The 16,273-nt window shown below is 58.6% G+C and carries 17 protein-coding genes; 7 read left to right on the top strand and 10 right to left on the bottom strand.

What is annotated here, in order from left to right; genetic code table 11:
• Positions 1–8 precede the first annotated feature (8 nt).
• Genes BJP07_RS09130 through BJP07_RS09120 form a run of 3 tightly spaced genes read left to right on the top strand, consistent with a single transcriptional unit; the run spans position 9 to position 2,617 of the window.
• On the top strand, positions 9–875 hold the full coding sequence (locus BJP07_RS09130; RefSeq protein ID WP_071567207.1) for an ABC transporter substrate-binding protein: 867 nt from the start codon (positions 9–11) through the stop codon (positions 873–875).
• 6 nt (positions 876–881) lie between these two features.
• Positions 882–1,823 carry an amino acid ABC transporter permease gene (locus tag BJP07_RS09125; protein WP_369822350.1) on the top strand — a complete coding sequence of 314 codons (942 nt, stop codon included), beginning with the start codon at positions 882–884 and terminating at the stop codon, positions 1,821–1,823.
• Between the two features lie 2 nt (positions 1,824–1,825).
• Positions 1,826–2,617: an amino acid ABC transporter ATP-binding protein gene (locus BJP07_RS09120; protein WP_071567165.1), complete on the top strand. Its 792-nt coding sequence runs from the start codon at positions 1,826–1,828 to the stop codon at positions 2,615–2,617.
• Between the two features lie 52 nt (positions 2,618–2,669).
• Here the strand turns inward: BJP07_RS09120 and coaD are convergent, their stop codons facing one another.
• Genes coaD through BJP07_RS09090 form a run of 6 tightly spaced genes read right to left on the bottom strand, consistent with a single transcriptional unit; the run spans position 2,670 to position 9,058 of the window.
• Positions 2,670–3,179 (bottom strand): pantetheine-phosphate adenylyltransferase, encoded by a 510-nt coding sequence (gene coaD, locus BJP07_RS09115; RefSeq protein ID WP_071567164.1) that lies wholly within the window; start codon positions 3,177–3,179, stop codon positions 2,670–2,672.
• A gap of 3 nt (positions 3,180–3,182) precedes the next feature.
• The gene (locus tag BJP07_RS09110) at positions 3,183–3,767 is read right to left on the bottom strand and encodes an RsmD family RNA methyltransferase (protein ID WP_071567163.1); all 585 of its coding nucleotides are present in this window, start codon (positions 3,765–3,767) and stop codon (positions 3,183–3,185) included.
• A gap of 16 nt (positions 3,768–3,783) precedes the next feature.
• Positions 3,784–5,886: an ATP-dependent DNA helicase RecG gene (locus BJP07_RS09105; RefSeq protein WP_071567162.1), complete on the bottom strand. Its 2,103-nt coding sequence runs from the start codon at positions 5,884–5,886 to the stop codon at positions 3,784–3,786.
• Between the two features lie 3 nt (positions 5,887–5,889).
• Complete coding sequence (locus BJP07_RS09100) at positions 5,890–7,440, bottom strand: DAK2 domain-containing protein (protein WP_071567161.1); 1,551 nt, start codon at positions 7,438–7,440, stop codon at positions 5,890–5,892.
• A gap of 11 nt (positions 7,441–7,451) precedes the next feature.
• Positions 7,452–8,096 (bottom strand): uracil-DNA glycosylase, encoded by a 645-nt coding sequence (locus tag BJP07_RS09095; protein ID WP_071567160.1) that lies wholly within the window; start codon positions 8,094–8,096, stop codon positions 7,452–7,454.
• Complete coding sequence (locus BJP07_RS09090) at positions 8,093–9,058, bottom strand: thiamine-phosphate kinase (protein ID WP_083584191.1); 966 nt, start codon at positions 9,056–9,058, stop codon at positions 8,093–8,095. Before BJP07_RS09090 ends, BJP07_RS09095 begins: the two co-directional genes overlap by 4 nt.
• A 31-nt stretch (positions 9,059–9,089) precedes the next feature.
• On the opposite strand from BJP07_RS09090, the gene BJP07_RS09085 reads away from it, so the two are divergent.
• Positions 9,090–10,052 (top strand): DUF3515 domain-containing protein, encoded by a 963-nt coding sequence (locus BJP07_RS09085; protein WP_071567158.1) that lies wholly within the window; start codon positions 9,090–9,092, stop codon positions 10,050–10,052.
• On the opposite strand, the gene BJP07_RS09080 is transcribed toward BJP07_RS09085, so the two are convergent.
• Both BJP07_RS09080 and BJP07_RS09075 read right to left on the bottom strand, forming a co-directional pair.
• Entirely contained in the window at positions 10,049–11,122 is a 1,074-nt protein-coding gene (locus tag BJP07_RS09080) for a D-alanine--D-alanine ligase family protein (RefSeq protein WP_255365970.1), read from the bottom strand. The genes BJP07_RS09085 and BJP07_RS09080 overlap by 4 nt on opposite strands.
• A 12-nt stretch (positions 11,123–11,134) precedes the next feature.
• Entirely contained in the window at positions 11,135–12,148 is a 1,014-nt protein-coding gene (locus tag BJP07_RS09075) for an NAD(P)H-dependent glycerol-3-phosphate dehydrogenase (RefSeq protein ID WP_071567157.1), read from the bottom strand.
• Positions 12,149–12,261: 113 nt separating this feature from the next.
• Between BJP07_RS09075 and BJP07_RS09070 the strand changes: the two genes are divergently transcribed.
• Genes BJP07_RS09070 through BJP07_RS09060 form a run of 3 tightly spaced genes read left to right on the top strand, consistent with a single transcriptional unit; the run spans position 12,262 to position 14,211 of the window.
• Positions 12,262–13,269, top strand: a complete 1,008-nt coding sequence (locus BJP07_RS09070; protein WP_071567156.1) for a bifunctional NUDIX hydrolase/histidine phosphatase family protein — start codon at positions 12,262–12,264, stop codon at positions 13,267–13,269.
• A 33-nt stretch (positions 13,270–13,302) separates the two neighbouring features.
• Complete coding sequence (locus BJP07_RS09065) at positions 13,303–13,749, top strand: YbjN domain-containing protein (RefSeq protein WP_071567155.1); 447 nt, start codon at positions 13,303–13,305, stop codon at positions 13,747–13,749.
• The gene (locus BJP07_RS09060; protein ID WP_071567154.1) at positions 13,750–14,211 is read left to right on the top strand and encodes a hypothetical protein; all 462 of its coding nucleotides are present in this window, start codon (positions 13,750–13,752) and stop codon (positions 14,209–14,211) included.
• Here the strand turns inward: BJP07_RS09060 and leuD are convergent.
• A complete protein-coding gene (gene leuD / locus BJP07_RS09055) occupies positions 14,195–14,791 on the bottom strand; it encodes a 3-isopropylmalate dehydratase small subunit (RefSeq protein ID WP_071567153.1) in 597 nt (198 codons plus the stop codon). The genes BJP07_RS09060 and leuD overlap by 17 nt on opposite strands.
• 20 nt (positions 14,792–14,811) lie before the next feature.
• Positions 14,812–16,254, bottom strand: a complete 1,443-nt coding sequence (gene leuC, locus BJP07_RS09050) for a 3-isopropylmalate dehydratase large subunit (protein ID WP_071567152.1) — start codon at positions 16,252–16,254, stop codon at positions 14,812–14,814.
• Between the last annotated feature and the right edge of the window lie 19 nt (positions 16,255–16,273).

Here is a 16,273-nt window from a genome sequence, read left to right as displayed (position 1 = left end):
TCTCACTTATGTTGAGCATTGGTCTGCTGAGTGGCTGCGTCACAAACGTCGAGGGCGGCAACCCAGATGGCTGGGAATCAATCGAGCCGGCCGCGGTGCCAGAGATTGCAGCAATGGTCCCTGAAGAGGTTGCGAAAGACGGTAAGTTCTCCATTGGTGCAAACCCACCCTTCGCACCGTTCGAATTTAAAGATTCGCAAGGCAACCTCATCGGTTTGGAGCTTGACCTCGGTCGTGCGCTCGCCTCAATCATGGGTCTCGAGTTTGACCCGCAAGAGATGGATTTCTCTATGATTCTCCCCGCGGTTCAAGCTGGCAGCCTTGACGCCGGCATGTCCGGTTTTACTGACAATGAAGAACGCCGCAAGAGCTTCGACTTCGTGAATTTTCTCTTCGCTGGAATCCAGTGGGCGCAACCCGTCGGGGCGAACGTGGACCCGAAGGACGCCTGCGGCCTCACGGTCGCGGTACAGCGTACAACCGTTTCCGAAACAGACGATGTTCGCCCGAAGAATGATGCGTGCATTGAGGCAGGAAAGCCTCCTATCACGGTCTTGTCCTTCGACACATCCGACAATGCAGCGCTAGCGGCGCTTGTGGGCCGGGCAGACGCCCTCAGCGCTGACTCCCCTGTCACGTCCTGGGCGGTAGAGCGCTCCGACGGCAAACTAGATCTGGTGGGTGAGATGTTCGACGCCGCTCCTTACGGTATCGCAGTACCGAAGGATTCTGAGTTGAGTACCGCTCTCGCCCATGCGATGCAGCATCTCATTGACACCGGCGACTACGAGCGCATTTTGGCGCAGTGGAATGTACGCACCGGCCTGCTCGATACCGCGCTTATTAACGAACAGCCTCTTACAGAATGGAATTAACAAACCATGACTACATCATCTACTAGCATCAGTCGGCCAGCCAGGATTGAAGCCAAACCTTTACGGCATCCGGGGCGTTGGGCGCTTGCGATCCTGCTTGGTGTCCTCGTCGTCTGGTTTGTGATCGGCGCTGCCAAGAACGAAGCCTATGGGTGGGGTACCTACGCGCAGTACCTCTTTGATACCCGGATTGCGGTCGCAGCACTGCACACTATTGCTATTACAGTCCTTGCGATGCTTATCGGCGTGGTTGGCGGTGTGCTTCTCGCTGTGATGCGCATGAGCCCGAACCCAGTGTTCCGGGCCGTGAGTTGGGTATTCCTTTGGATTTTCCGTGGCACCCCGGTCTACGTGCAACTTATGTTCTGGGGCCTGATCGGCGCTATTTACGACTCGATCAATCTCGGTTTTACCCAGATCTCGCTTGACCCGTTCACTTCTTCTGCGTTCGCGCTCGCGGTTGTGGGCCTCGGCCTCAATGAGGCTGCCTACATGGCAGAGATTGTGCGCTCGGGTGTTTCTGCCGTCCCAGAAGGGCAAATTGAGGCATCAAAGTCTCTTGGTATGAGCTGGTCGCAGACCATGACAAGGACAGTGCTTCCACAAGCAATGCGCATCATTATCCCGCCGACAGGCAACGAGTTCATCTCCTTGCTGAAGACGTCTTCGTTGGTGGTTGCGGTTCCTTACTCCCTGGAGTTGTACGGTCGCTCGATGGATATCGCTGCTGCTCTGTTCCAGCCGGTACCGTTGCTCCTGGTTGCAGCGACGTGGTACTTAGTGATTACTTCGATCCTGATGGTTGCGCAACATTACTTGGAGCGGTACTTCGACCGTGGCGCTACCCGCCAGCTCACAGCCCGTCAGTTGGCAAGTTTGGCGGATGCCGAAGGCACAATCCCTAACAACGTTGAGATCATTGAAGCTCCCGAAAGGAACCAACGGTAACCATGGCCGCTACTACTTCTTCTTCCCCTGCCCAGACTCCGATGATTCAAGCGATTGACGTGTGGAAGTCGTTCGGCAACTTGGAGGTACTCAAAGGCATTAATCTCGAGGTCACTCCCGGCTCTGTTACCTGCCTGATCGGCCCCTCGGGTTCCGGTAAGTCCACGTTCCTGCGATGCGTGAACCACCTTGAAAAGGTCACTGCCGGCCGTCTTTACGTCGACGGTGATCTGATTGGTTACCGAGAGAAGAACGGCACGCTCTACGAAATGAGCGAGAAGGATGCTGCTGTGCAGCGCCGCGACATCGGGATGGTGTTTCAGAACTTTAACTTGTTCGGGCACCGCACCGTGTTGGACAACATTATCGAGGCTCCCGTCCATGTGAAGGGTGAGTCTCCGGAGAAGGCGAAGGTCCGCGCTCTGGAGCTCCTACGCATGGTTGGTCTTGAATCGAAAGCTGATGCGTACCCAATCCAGCTTTCGGGTGGTCAGCAACAGCGCGTGGCTATCGCGCGTTCTGTCGCGATGGACCCAAAGCTCATGCTTTTCGACGAGCCCACATCCGCACTTGACCCGGAGCTTGTCGGCGAAGTGTTGCGGGTAATGAAGCAACTCGCCCAAGACGGTATGACGATGCTGGTGGTTACGCACGAAATGGCATTCGCACGCGAGGTCGCCGATCATGTCGCATTTATGGCGGATGGTCAGATCGTCGAATACGGCACTCCGGAGCAGGTGCTCGACAACCCACAGCAGGAACGAACGAAGGCATTCCTGTCGACAATCTTCTAGGTTGGGCATCAACTGGAGCCCGGTAGATCGTGTTGGTGGATCTGCCGGGCTTCTACTTTGCTTCGCGGAGGCGTTCGCTCATCGCCTGCATCACTGCTGGCGGTACAAGTCCCGCGATATCGCCACCGAAGCGAGCGACTTCCTTGCACAGCGAGGACGAGATGTAGCCGTATTTCTCGTCCGTTAGCAAAAAGAACGTCTCTACCCCAGTAAGACGCCGGTTCATCTGTGCCATTGGCAACTCGTACTCATAGTCAAGCGACGACCGCAGGCCTTTCACCAGGGCAGTAATGCCGTGTGCGCTGGTGTAGTCAACCAGCAATCCACCCCAGCTATCTACTCTCACGCTCGGCATATCGGCGACCGCAGACTGAATCAAAGCGACTCGCTCCGACACTGTGAACATGCCGGTTTGCTTCGTCGGGTTACCCGTGACAAGGACGACTACTTCGTCGAAGTGGCGCCTGGCTCGATCGACAATGTCAAGGTGCCCATTTGTAAACGGATCGAACGAGCCCGGACACACAGCGACGTTGAGGTGCTCGGTTGGTGTATTCGCCATAACTTACTCCTCCTGGCTGCCCGAAGGCGCCGCGTACACTGCCATATCAAATCTGGCGATTCCATAGAGCCGCTTCTTCAGCTTCTGCCCCGTTGGGGTGAAGGCGGGCGGCCAAGCGGTCTCGGGGCTTTCGCGGTGACGCTCGATGACGACAACGGCGCCGTCGACAAGTAGCTCCTGCAGGGCGGTGACCATCTCGGCGACTGCTTCATCGGCGAGGTCGTATGGTGGGTCAGCAAGCACCATGGAGAAATGCTGACGTGGCGCGCGTGCCACGAACGCGGAAACCTTCACTGGCTCAATATGCGTGTTTGGGTGCCCGACAACGCCCGCGTTGTGCTCGATCACCGCGACTGCTTTCGGATCATCTTCGACAAGAACGACTTCTTCAGCACCACGAGAGGCCGCCTCAAGGCCTAACGCTCCTGATCCCGCGAAAAGATCCAGCACTCGCTGCCCCGGGAACCCGAAGCGGACCTGCAGTGACGAAAAGAGGCCTTCTCGTGCCCGATCAGATGTAGGCCGGGTCCCCTCCGGTGGGACTTTGATCTTGCGTCCGCGGGCTTCACCAGAAATGATGCGATTCATGGTACTCACTCTAGCTTTAGCTCTTTTCTAGGTACACAAAGTCCTCGTCCTGCAGGTGTGCACTCAGCGATCGCGCGCTCTCGAGGTCTTCTTTAACAAAGCGTGCAGCATCACGATATGCACGCGTGACAATCTCGTAGTCTTCGATCAAGTCGATCAGCTTGAAGGTGCGTCGGATGCCTGACTGCTCGGTTCCAAGGACATCGCCTTCACGCCGATGGCGCAGATCCAGGTCGGCAAGGGCAAAGCCGTCGCTTGTCTGCGCAACCTCCCAGACTCGTTGGAACGCATCACTGCCTTCTTCTGCCAAAGTGTGGAAAAGACACAGCGACTGGTTGCCCCCTCGCCCGACGCGGCCTCGCAGCTGATGTAACTGTGACACGCCGAAGTTTTCGGATTCCCGCACCATCATCACCGTTGCGTTTGGCACATCCACGCCAACCTCGATGACTGTTGTTGCCACCAAGATGTCGATGCCACCCGCCGCGAAATCGGACATCACGGCGTCTTTCTCTTCGGCGTGCATCTTGCCGTGAAGTATCTCCACATGCAGGTTTGGAAACTCCGTAGCGCGCAGCCACTCCGCGGTTTCGAGAACGCCGCCTTCACCGTCGATACGCGGACACACGATGTAGACCTGGTGGCCGGCCGCGACGTCTTCCCGCATCTTTTCCCAGGCGCGGGCAATCCACGTCGGTTTGAATTCCGGAACCACCGAGGACTGGATCGGTTTCCTCCCACCCGGCAACTCGTTAAGCACAGACACCTCGAGGTCGCCGAAGACAGTCATCGCAATCGTTCGCGGAATTGGCGTTGCTGTCATGACGAGCAAGTGCGGGGTCTGCTCGCCTGACTTCGCACGGAGGCGGTCGCGCTGCTCAACTCCAAAGCGGTGCTGCTCGTCGACGATAACGAAGCCGAGGTTAAAGAATTCCACGCTGTCCTGAATCAGCGCGTGCGTCCCCACAACAATGTCTGCTTCTCCCGAAACGATCTTGAGTAGCGAGTCCTGCTTCTGGGCCGTCGGCATGGAACCGGTCAGTGGCACCACAGTCGTGTGCAGCCCGGCGCGCATGAGTGTCTCGGTCAGCGAACGGGCGTGTTGTTGTGCGAGGACTTCGGTGGGAGCGAGCAGCGCTGCTTGTGCGCCATTGTCGACGGCTTGGAGCATGCTGATCAGTGCGACGATGGTTTTACCAGAGCCAACCTCGCCTTGGAGAAGGCGACTCATCGGTTGAGCGTGAGCCAGGTCGGTGGAGATTTCTCGGATGACGCGTTGTTGCCCGCCGGTGAGCGGGTATGGGAGTTGTTTGATGAGCCGTCCTTGTTCGCCGTCTGGTTTCTTGGGTAGGGCGGGCGCGTTGTGGTTGTTTGCGTCGGTGCGGCGCACGCTCATGGCAAGTGCAACGGTCATGGCTTCGTCGTATTTGAGGCGTTGGCGAGCTGGCTCGGGCCCCTCGGCGTCTGGCTGGTGGATGGTTCGAATGGCGCTGTCACGTGAGATGTATCCGCTCGGAGTTGCGCTGAGTGGTTCGGGTATTTCGGGAAGGCTTTGGAGGATGGTGTGGATGGCCCCCATGATGGTCCAAGTGCTGACTTGTTTTGTCGCTGGGTAGATGGGGAGCCATTCGCGTCCGGAGAGGATTGTTTCGAGGTCGCCGAAGTGTTGGAGTTGGCGGAGGGCTCCGGTGGCTTGGGTGGGGCCGTCGAGAAGTACGAAATCTGGGTGCTGGAATTGAATCTCGTTGCGGTAGGTGCTGATTTTTCCAGTCATCATGACGCGGGTGTGCTCTTTGAGCACGCGCATGGCGTAGTTGGAGCCGAAGAATGTTGCTGTGAAGGTGTTGGTTCCGTCGTAGACGTGGGTGCGGTAGATGGGCCGGTTGGGGTGTTTACGGTTGGGGATGCGTTGGGTGGCGGTGATTTCGCCGACGATGCTGAGTGTGTCGCCCTCGTTGATGGCTGCGAGGTCAGTTGCGGTGCCGTAGTGGAGGTATCGGCGTGGGTAGTGCTCGAGGAGTTCGCCGCAGGTGTTGTAGCCAAGGTGTTTGCTCATTGCTTTGGCTTGTTTGAGGGGGATAACGAGGTTGAGGGGCCTGGGGTCGATGTTTCCGAGCACTGTTTATTCGACTCCAATCTCGGCGACCGCGCCGAGGCCGTCTGCGGGGAAGACGATGACGTCGACGTCGAGCTTGTTCTCGAGCGCTGCGAGGTCTTCGGCGTCGAGTGTTGTGGTGTCGAAGAGGACGGTAACTTGTTCTCCTCCTGGTTCGAGGAGGCGCTTGCAGGTCTTTTCGACGGCGGCTAACGCGTCGTCAGCAATCAGGAGAGTTTCGCCGTGTGCCATCGCGATGATGTCGCCTTTCGAGACGGCTCCCCCTTGGAGCAGTCCGGATTTGGGGGCTCGCTGTAGTACTGCGGTGCGCATTTCGCCGGCGGCTTCAGACATGGTGAACGCTGCGGTCGCAAGTGGTTGGGCTGGATCGTGGACTGCAAGGGCCGCGATGCCTGACACGAGCCGGACTGTGGGCAGCAGCGTGATGTTTTGTTCGAAGGCGTGGGTTGCTTTTTCCACGGAGGCGAGGCTGCGTTGGTCGAGCAGCCCGTTGGGTAGCAGGATGACTTCGCGTGCCGCGGTTTTGTGGACGGCGGCAAGTATGTCGGCGACGATGTGCTCGCTGGGGGCGACGGTGACTGCTCCTGCCTGGGTGTAGAGATCGGTGAGTGATCCGGGAGGTGTTACAGCGATCACAAGGCGGGTGGGGGTTTGGGTTACCGGTTCGTCTGGCAGCACCTCGAGGTGCAGCTGTGTGACCGTACCGCGCGCGAATGCCTGCTCAATGACTGCTCCTGCTTCGGTGGAGTGAATATGTACTTTGCCGCTGTGCTCATCATTGCGTGCTATCACAAGGCAATCACCCATAGTGCTGAGTTCCTGTTCGAGGACGTCGAGGTCGCCTTCGAAGAAGAACATGACTTCCAGGTTTCCTGTGCCGCTCGTATGCGAGTGCACGTGTTCAACTGATTGCTCTGCTTCGTATGGTTGTCCGTTTAACTCGTATACAAGCGATTCCAGGAGGATCACTAACCCGGTTCCGCCCGCGTCGACGACACCTGCTTGTCGGAGTGCTTCCAGTTGCGAGGGCGTGCGGGCGAGTGCGGTTTGCGCTGCTTCCGTAGCTGTTTCAGCAATGCTCAAAGCAGACGCTTCTCCCCCGTGCTCGTCGAGTGCCTGTGTCGCCGCAGTCGACGCTGCCCGAAGCACCGTGATGACGGTGCCCTCCACGGGTTCTGCGATTGCACGGTCGACGAACTCTACAGCCTGCGCGAGCGCGTTCGCGATAAACTGCCCGCTTCGCGCCTCTTCATCGGCAGTTTGTGCAACGCCCCGGATCACTTGGGACAGTACAACGCCGGAGTTTCCGCGCGCGCCGCGGATGGCGCCCACAGCGAGTGCCTCGGCAACTTCCTGCATCGACTGCGCAACGGAGCTTTTCGACGCCTCTTCGACTGCCGCCGCCATTGTCTGCGCCATGTTTGAACCAGTGTCCGCATCGGGTACGGGAAACACGTTGAGTTGGTTAATCTCGTGTCGGCGGCGCTCCAGTTCTTCCGCTGCTCGGCGGGCCCAAGACAAAAGGCGCGGGCCGTCGAGTGCAGTTGCTGTTTCCATGGTCAAACAGTCTACAGTGCCCAGTCGACAGGCGAAGCACCCTGGGAGACAAGGGCTTCGTTCGCACGGCTAAACGGGCGTGAGCCGAAGAAACCGCGGCGCGCCGACAACGGAGAAGGGTGCGGGGACTCAATCGTTGGCGTGTCGCCCAGAAATCGCTTCGCGGTCTGTGCGTCTCTCCCCCACAGGATCGCAACGAGTGGGGTACCGCGCTGCGCGAGCTGCCCAATCGCATGGGCGGTGACGGCTTCCCATCCCTTGCCGCGATGTGAGCCCGGCGCGCCGGGCCGGACTGTCAGCACTCGGTTGAGCAGCATGACCCCGTTGCGTTGCCAGGAGGTTAAGTCTCCGTCGGGACGCGGGAGAATGCCGAGGTCGTCGTTGAGTTCTTGGTAGATGTTGACCAGTGACCGGGGTGGTTTGACGCCTGGCTGCGTCGAGAAAGAAAGTCCCATGGGGTGTCCTGGTGTTGGGTATGGGTCTTGGCCCAGGATGAGCACACGTACGTCCTCAAATGGGGTCGAAAACGCACGGAGGATGTCTTTACCGGCAGGCAGGTATGCAGGTTCGCTTCGGAGGAAGTCTCCCATCGCGTGGATGGCGGGTTCCACTTCGGACAGTGGTTCTTGCCAGGAAGGATGGACAGGTAGGTTCATGAAAAAGGCTCCCATTCATGGCGTGCGGTGTGTGCGACGCCGTCGATCTCCACGCCGGTTTTGCGTGTAACGGTACCGATCGAGCGGTAGCCCACGGGTGCGGACCCATCGATCGTCCCCAGCAGGGTGTGGTCTTCTCCCCCGTTGAGCACCCAGTCCCACGGGTCTACGCCCAGGTAGTCGCCGACTTTGCGTAGCTGTTCGCTCGGTGCCACTGCAGCCCGCGAGATGTTGAATCCGACTTGGGAGGCGCGGGCGATCGCGCCCAGGTCGTGCAAGAGCCCGTCGGAGTTGTCTGTCATGGCAGTTGCTCCTGCTGCGCGTGCGACCACGCCACGTCCAGGGGTCAATTGCGGGCAACGGTGAGCATCGACGATGTCCGCGAATTCTTCTGGGATATCTCGGCCTGATTCCAGCAGCGCAAGGCCCGCTGCGGAGTGTCCGATTTTTCCGTGTGCGATGACCCGTTGTCCCGGGCGTGCTTGGCTGAGCCGTAGCGGAGGCAGGCTTCCGCCGAGTGAGCCAAGCGCAGTAATCGAGACGGTGAATTGTTCGCCGCGCGTGATGTCTCCACCAACGAGTTGGCTGGAATAGCGCTCGAGTTCAATATGAATGCCGCGTGCAAGCTCGCTGACTACTGCGAGTGGGGTTTCTGGAGGCGCGGAGAGCGCTAGTAACGCCGCGACGGGGCGCGCGCCCATTGCTTCGATATCAGCGAAGTTTTGCACGATGGCTTTGCGTCCCAGCAAAGCGGGAGTGGTCGTCGAAAAGCGAAAATGCTGTCCTTCGATGAGCATGTCTGTTGCCACGACCGCCCGACTGTTCGGTGTATGCGACTCGAGGACGGCTGCGTCATCACCATTGAGCGGAGACGGCGAGGCTCCAACGATGACGTCAATCGTTGCTTGCTCGCCTACCTCCCGCAGCGTCGGGCCGTGCGTGGGAAAACCGACGTTACTCACCAAAGTGCGCCTTTCAGTAGACTGGTACGCCATGAATGATTCCTCTGGCGCGTTGCATGATTCTCAGATTAACCGTACAGCGGTCTACATCAGTTTGGGCCTCGCAGTGGCGCTTGTTTTGGGCGTCATTGTTGGAGCTCGATACTTTTTTCAGCAGGTGGCACTACAGCCTGTCGCTATGACTGAGCTGCCCTCCCCCGAGGCGGATTCCCCCGAGTGCAGTGCGCTCGTGGACAGCCTTCCTGACAAGGTGCTTGGGCACAAGCGCGCCGAGCTTGCCACCCCGGCTCCGGCGGGTGCTGCAGCCTGGCAGTCCTCCTCAACCCGGCGCGTCACGCTTCGTTGCGGCGTGGAAATGCCGCTGCAGTACACCGAGTACACACCGGTGTCCTCCCACAACGGTGCAGAGTGGATCAGAATTGACGACGCCACCCCAGGCTCAACAATGGTGACATGGTTTAGCGCGGACCGGTGGCCCGCTGTCGCGGTGACCACCGATGCAGAAGGGCTCGGCGGAGCGGCAACACCGGTCGACGAGATCGACGTGAGTGCGCTTCCGCAACGCGATCTTCCTCGCAATCCCGCGCCGTTGTCTGAGCTACATACGGACGCGCAGGCCGTGGAAGGTAATGTCTGCGCGGGGTTGCTCGCCGCGTTGCCTGAAACGCTCGCTGAAGGTTACGAAAGGCTCCCAGAAAACGAAGTGGTATCCCCGCAGACGGCCGTCTGGACACGACTCGGACATGAGCCGATTGTATTGCGGTGCGGTGTCGACGACCCGGAACACTACGCAGCTGGGGCGACGCTGCAGCAGATTAACGGGATTCCTTGGTTCGAAGACACCATCACAGCCACGGGGACCACGTCATCGACGTGGTACGCGCTCGGGCGGGTGGTCAACGTTGCGGCGTTTGTGCCCTCGGGCGAAGGCAATGACGTCATCACCACGCTGACCGAGCTCATCGAGGAGCACGTCGCTGAACGTAAGTTCTAAGCTGCTGGCTTGTTCGCTGACTGCAATGCGGTGCGAACCAAGATGTCCAGCAGGCTTGGGTAGTTGACGCCGCTTGCGTTCCAAACCTGCGGGTACATCGAGATTGCGGTAAATCCCGGCATGGTGTTGATCTCGTTGAGCACCGGGCCTTTCTCCGTGACGAAGAAGTCCACGCGGGCGAGCCCCTTGCAGCTCAAGGCCTTAAACGTCTGAATCGCCTGTGCTTGCAACGATTCGATCACATTGGCGTCGTATGGCGCGGGGATCGTTGCTGTGACTCCTTCTTCCAAGTACTTCGTCTCGAAACCGTAGAAGCCTTCTGCCGAAGAATCGGTTCCGTTGAGCTTTGCCGGAACGGAAGCCTCGATGCGGCCGTCGGGAAACTCCAACACGCCTACTTCAACTTCGTCGCCCACTTGCTCTGATTCGATGATCACTTTCGAGTCACACTCGTAGGCTTGCTGCAGCGCAGCGTCGAAATCTTCCCACGACGTCACTTTCGACACCCCAATCGAGGATCCGCCATTGGCTGGCTTCACAAACACTGGCAGACCAAGGCGTTGTTTGTCCTCGCTGTTCAGCGTTTCACCATCGCGGACAATGACCTCCTGGCTCACCGCAATCCCGGCGAGAGCGGCGAGCTTCTTGGTGTACTCCTTGTCCATGCCGCAGGCAGAGGCCAGCACCCCAGGTCCCACATACGGGATCCCTGAAAGCTCAAACAGGCCTTGAATGGTCCCGTCTTCCCCAAATTGGCCGTGCAGGACCGGGAAGACAACGTCGACCTTTGCGAGCACCTCACCGGTAGCAACATCGGTAAACTGGCCACGGCGTGAAGGACTAATGCTCAGTGCGATCTCGGCCCCGTCGCGAACCTCAGGAAGCGCTTCACCGCCCACTGGATCGATGTCCCCGCGCACCCATGTGCCATCCCGCCGAATACCTACCGGGAACACCTCGTACACCTCAGGGTCGAGGTGGGACATGATGGAGCCCGCAGAAATACAAGAAATTGAATGCTCGGTGGAACGGCCACCGTAGACTACTGCAATACGAATCACAGCTGCCACACTACCCGGTGACTACTCTGACTTTTTCGACCGACCCATCAACGCTGCGATCGTCTCCTCCACCGTCACGCCTTGGTGGCACACAGCGAACACGGCCTGAGTCAGTGGCATATCCACCCCATGCCGCTGTGCAAGCTGGAAAATGCTCCGCGAGGAAATGACACCCTCGGCGACCTGCCCCTTCGTCGCTGCTTTCGCCTCCTCAATCGTGGCACCCTTGCCAAGAGCGGAACCGAAGGTTCGGTTACGAGACAGCGGTGAAGAACACGTAGCAACCAAGTCACCCATACCTGCAAGGCCTGCGAAGGTGCGGGCGTCGGCACCTAATTCCTGCCCCAGGCGGGTGCTTTCAGCCAATCCTCGTGTGATCAGCGTTGCAAGGGTGTTCTCCCCCAATCCCTGCCCGGATGCCATGCCACATGCAAGCGCGATGACGTTTTTCGTCGCACCGCCGATCTCACAGCCAACCACATCAGTGTTGGTGTAGGGGCGCAGGTACGGCGTAGCGCACGCAGCCTGGACAAGCTTCGCGCGATTGATATCACTACATGCGATGACAGTGGCCGCGGGCTGTTCTTCGGCAATCTCGCGGGAAAGGTTCGGCCCGCTCAATACAGCGATCCGGCTCTCCTCAGCACCGGTGACCTCCGCAATAATCTCCGACATGCGCATATACGTACCGGTCTCAATACCTTTCGAGATCGATAGCAATGTGGTGTCAGAGCGCAGCATCGGGGCCCACACTTCCAGGTTCTGTCGCATGGTCTGGCTCGGTACCGCAAAAATGGCGATATCAGCCGCCTGCAGCGCAGCTTCTGCGTCAGAGGTGGCAAAGATCCCTTCCGGCAGCGTAATGCCAGGCAGGTAATCCGGATTCTCTCGAGTCTCCTGCATGGTTTCTGCAAGCTCGTCTCTCCGAGCCCACAACTGCACCATGTTGCCGGCATCAGCGAACACTTTGGCCAAAGTTGTCCCCCAGGAACCTGCGCCCATCACCGCTACGTTTACCACTTGTGCCACCGCCATTCCTGTCTGCATGAACCGTTTCACGCTAGCACCTTTTTGCTCCGATTATCCACCACCGTGCTGCTGACCTGTCGCTGCAACGAAAATATGCAAAGTGCGTAGAATTAGAGGGCATGTCACGTTCAAAAAAGCTCCATGAACAACACAAGGATCAATTCGGTGAAATGTTTATCACCGGACGCCACCAGGAAATTCCCCGGCACCCGGGACGTGAGTTCAAGAAAACCACGCTTGCAGCCGGTGCTGTTCTGTGGCGGGGCGATCTCGAGCATCCCGAAACGATCGAGGTCGCGTGTATTCACCGTCCTCACTACGACGACTGGTCACTCGCAAAAGGCAAAGTCGATCCGGGCGAATTCCTCGTCACCACCGCTGTGCGTGAAATTCAGGAAGAAACCGGCTACGAAATCCGTTTGGGCAAGCTGATTGGCAAAACGGTGTACCCCGTCAAGAACACCACGAAGGTTGTGTACTACTGGACCGGCAAGGTTGTCGGCGGCGAGTTCACGCCAAACAATGAAGTCGATGAGATCCGTTGGCTCAACATCGAAGATGCGAAGGATCTCATGAGCTACGAGCTTGACCGTGAAGTCTTGCTCAAGGCAGCGAAACGCTTCGCCACCCCTGCTGATACCCGAATCCTGTACGTGCGCCATGCCCGCGCGAACTACAAGGAAGCCTGGAAGCACGACGATAGTCGACGACCGCTCGACAAGAAGGGGAAACGCCAAGCGAAAGCGCTTGTTCCGCTGCTGAAGGCTTTCGCCCCCGAGTCGCTCTACTCTGCCGAGCCGTTGCGCTGCCAACAGACAGTTGCACCGTTGGGGAAAGCACTCGACGAGGAAGTAGTTGTCGACGCTGCCTTCGGCGAAATCGCGTGGCAGGAGAATCCGGAATCCGCCCGCGCAGCATTTGACAACGTCATCAAGCGAGGCGGCACCCACGTAATATGTGCGCAAGGCGGGGTTATCCCAGAAATGATCGCTTCCCTTGCTTCCGATGGCCGTCTGCCTATCGAGCCCCCAATCTTGGCAAAGAAAGCATCGGTGTGGGTACTGTCCTTTAACGATGGGCAGCTCATCGGCGCGGACTACATGCCGTCGCCTCTCCCGGTGCTCTAAGCCCACTTCGCCTACACAGAAAGGACTGCCCAGTTGCAGCCAGTTACTCAAGAACGAATCGAAGCAGCGCTCGACGCGCTGGAACTGCAGTATTTCCGCAGTTCTGAGGATGGTCTGACTCGAACCGCGTTCCCGTCGATCATGTGCTTTTTCGAGGTCCAGGAGATCGGCTTCAAAATCACGAGCCAGTGGCTTGGAACTGCGAAAATGAATGCTGACAAGCAGAATCTTCGCCTGAGCATCAACGAGCTCAATCGCTCACTACCCCTTCTGCGCGCGCACCCGATCAAGCGCGAGGACGGCGGGCTCGTTGCCTTGTTTGAGGCGCCGTTTTTCTCCTCTGATGGCTTCAGCGACGAGCAGCTACAGTCAATGCTGCAGTTTTACTTCTCGGTCATGCACTATGCGGTGGAAGCGCTCGACGAAAACTTTGCGCACATCAAGGACAAGCACCCGTACAAGCAGGAGAAGGAGCAGTAAATGCAGCAGCTACAGCCTTTAAGTCTTGACCGTCTTCGCAAACTGTTTGACAAGCGTGGTTGGGAGTATCGGGAACCTACACAGTACAACTCTCTCATCACGGCTTTTACCGGCATCGGCTTCGAGATGAAGCTCGTCGACTCCAGTCTCCACTTTGTCTCTACGGTCTCCGTCGACGACGTCGATGTGAGCAGATTCGACGAAGTGTTGACCTGGTGCGAGGACTACAACAACACCCATGCTTTCCCATCGCTCGTCGCCATGAAGGATGAGAAGCGCAATGTCTCCGCTCTGGGCGTTGCCTATGTTATGCCGGGTTTCTGGAAGTACAGCGACCAGCAGTTCGCGGACCACGTCTCCTCCGCTATCCACGGCATCACGACGTCAGTCCGCGACTTCTTGTCGACGTTCGCACCTTCGGCTCTTGAGCGCCTCGGCACCCCTCCTAGCGAGGAGAAGTAGCCGGATAAAACGGGCGACGCTGCTGTTCGTAGTCCTCGATCGCCTGCTCATTTCGCAGCGTCAGCCCGATATCATCGAGGCCTTCGCTCAGACGCCAACGCGTGTAGTCGTCAACGTCGAAAGAGTAAGTGTTCTCCCCGACGGTGACGGTGCGATCCGGCAGTGAAACAGTAGCGATTGTGCCTGGAGCCTGTTCAAGCTGCTTCCAGATCAGCTCGATGTCCGATTCCGACATAATGCCGGCCAACAGGCCAGCCTTGCCCGCGTTGCCACGGAAGATATCAGCGAACCGTGGGCTAAATACTGCCCGGAATCCGTAGTCCTGCAACGCCCATACTGCGTGTTCGCGGGAGGAACCTGTGCCGAAGTCTGGCCCGGCGAACAGCACCGAGCCATCCTTGAATGCTTCGTTGTTCAGTACGAAGTCAGGTTCGTTGGTGCGCCAGTTGGAAAACAGGCCGTCCTCAAACCCTGTCCGGGTCACTCGCTTGAGGTAGCGGGCGGGGATGATCTGGTCGGTGTCTACATTCGACCGCGTCAACGGAACTGCGACGCCACTGTGGGTTGTAAATTTTTCCATGATCGTTGTTCAGCTCCTGACTACTGTGCGTTGGCCGTTGATGGAATGTCTGCAGGCGCGGCGAGGTGACCGAGCACCGCGGTCGCCGCAGCCACCGCAGGCGACACAAGGTGCGTCCGGCCCCCAGGTCCTTGGCGACCTTCGAAGTTTCGGTTCGATGTCGAAGCACTGCGCTCTCCAGGTGCAAGTTGATCGGGGTTCATCCCCAAGCACATCGAGCAACCTGCGGTACGCCACTCTGCGCCAAACTCCTCAAAGATCGTGTGCAAACCTTCGTCCTCCGCCTGTTGCTTGACCTTGGCAGAGGACGGGACCACCAACATTCGGGTGCCCTCCGCAATCGTGCGGCCACGGACGATCTCCGCAGCGGCACGCAGGTCCTCAATGCGTGCGTTCGTGCACGAACCGAGGAACACGGTATCGATACTGATGTCACGCAGTGGCGTACCTGGGGTCAGGTCCATGTACCGCAACGCCTTTTCTGCCGCCTGCTTCGCACTGTCGTCCCCAAAGTCCTCCGGGTCAGGAACGGAAGCGCTCAACGGCAACCCCTGGCCAGGGTTGGTACCCCAAGTAACGAACGGAGTCAGCGTCGAGGCGTCGATCTCTACGACGGTGTCGAATGTCGCGCCGGGGTCGGTTGACAGCGTCTTCCAGTACGCCACCGCGTCGTCCCAGTCCTTGCCCTTCGGTGCGTATGGACGTCCCTTAACATACTCAAACGTCGTCTCATCGGGAGCCACCATTCCGGCACGGGCGCCTGCTTCGATCGACATGTTGCAGATGGTCATGCGCGCTTCCATGGACAGCTGCCGGATAGCTTCGCCACGGTATTCGATGATGTGTCCCTGGCCGCCGCCAGTTCCAATCTTGGCGATGATCGCCAGAATTAAATCTTTCGCACTCACCCCAGGCTGCAGCGTTCCGCTGACCTCAACCGCCATCGTCTTGAACGGTGCCAGCGGCAGCGTTTGGGTCGCCATCACGTGCTCAACTTCGGAGGTACCGATACCCATCGCGATCGAGCCAAACGCACCGTGTGTCGACGTATGCGAGTCACCGCACACAATGGTCATGCCGGGCTGGCTAATACCAAGCTGGGGACCGACCGTGTGGACGATACCCTGTTCCTCATCACCCATCTCGTGCAGCACAACGCCGAACTCTTCGCAGTTCTTCCGCAGCGTCGAGACCTGGGTGCGCGAGGTCGGGTCGCTGATTTCTGCCAGCTCGCCAGAAACGATGCCCGTGGTCGGCACGTTGTGGTCTTCCGTAGCGAGGTGCAGCTCGGGGTGACGCATACGACGCCCATTGAGGCGCAAACCATCAAACGCCTGTGGCGACGTCACCTCATGCAAGAGTTGGAAATCAATGTAGAGAAGGTCAGGCTGACCGTTTTCTCCACGGGTGACCACGTGGTCACGCCATACTTTTTCCGCCAGCGTTAATGGCTTTTGGCTCATCTTGCTCCTCCTCAACAGT

The sequence above is a fragment of the Corynebacterium sp. NML130628 genome (assembly GCF_001875665.1).
GTDB lineage: Bacteria > Actinomycetota > Actinomycetes > Mycobacteriales > Mycobacteriaceae > Corynebacterium.
The sequence above is the reverse complement of the archived record's forward strand: the minus strand, read 5'-3'. Positions and strand labels throughout refer to the sequence as shown.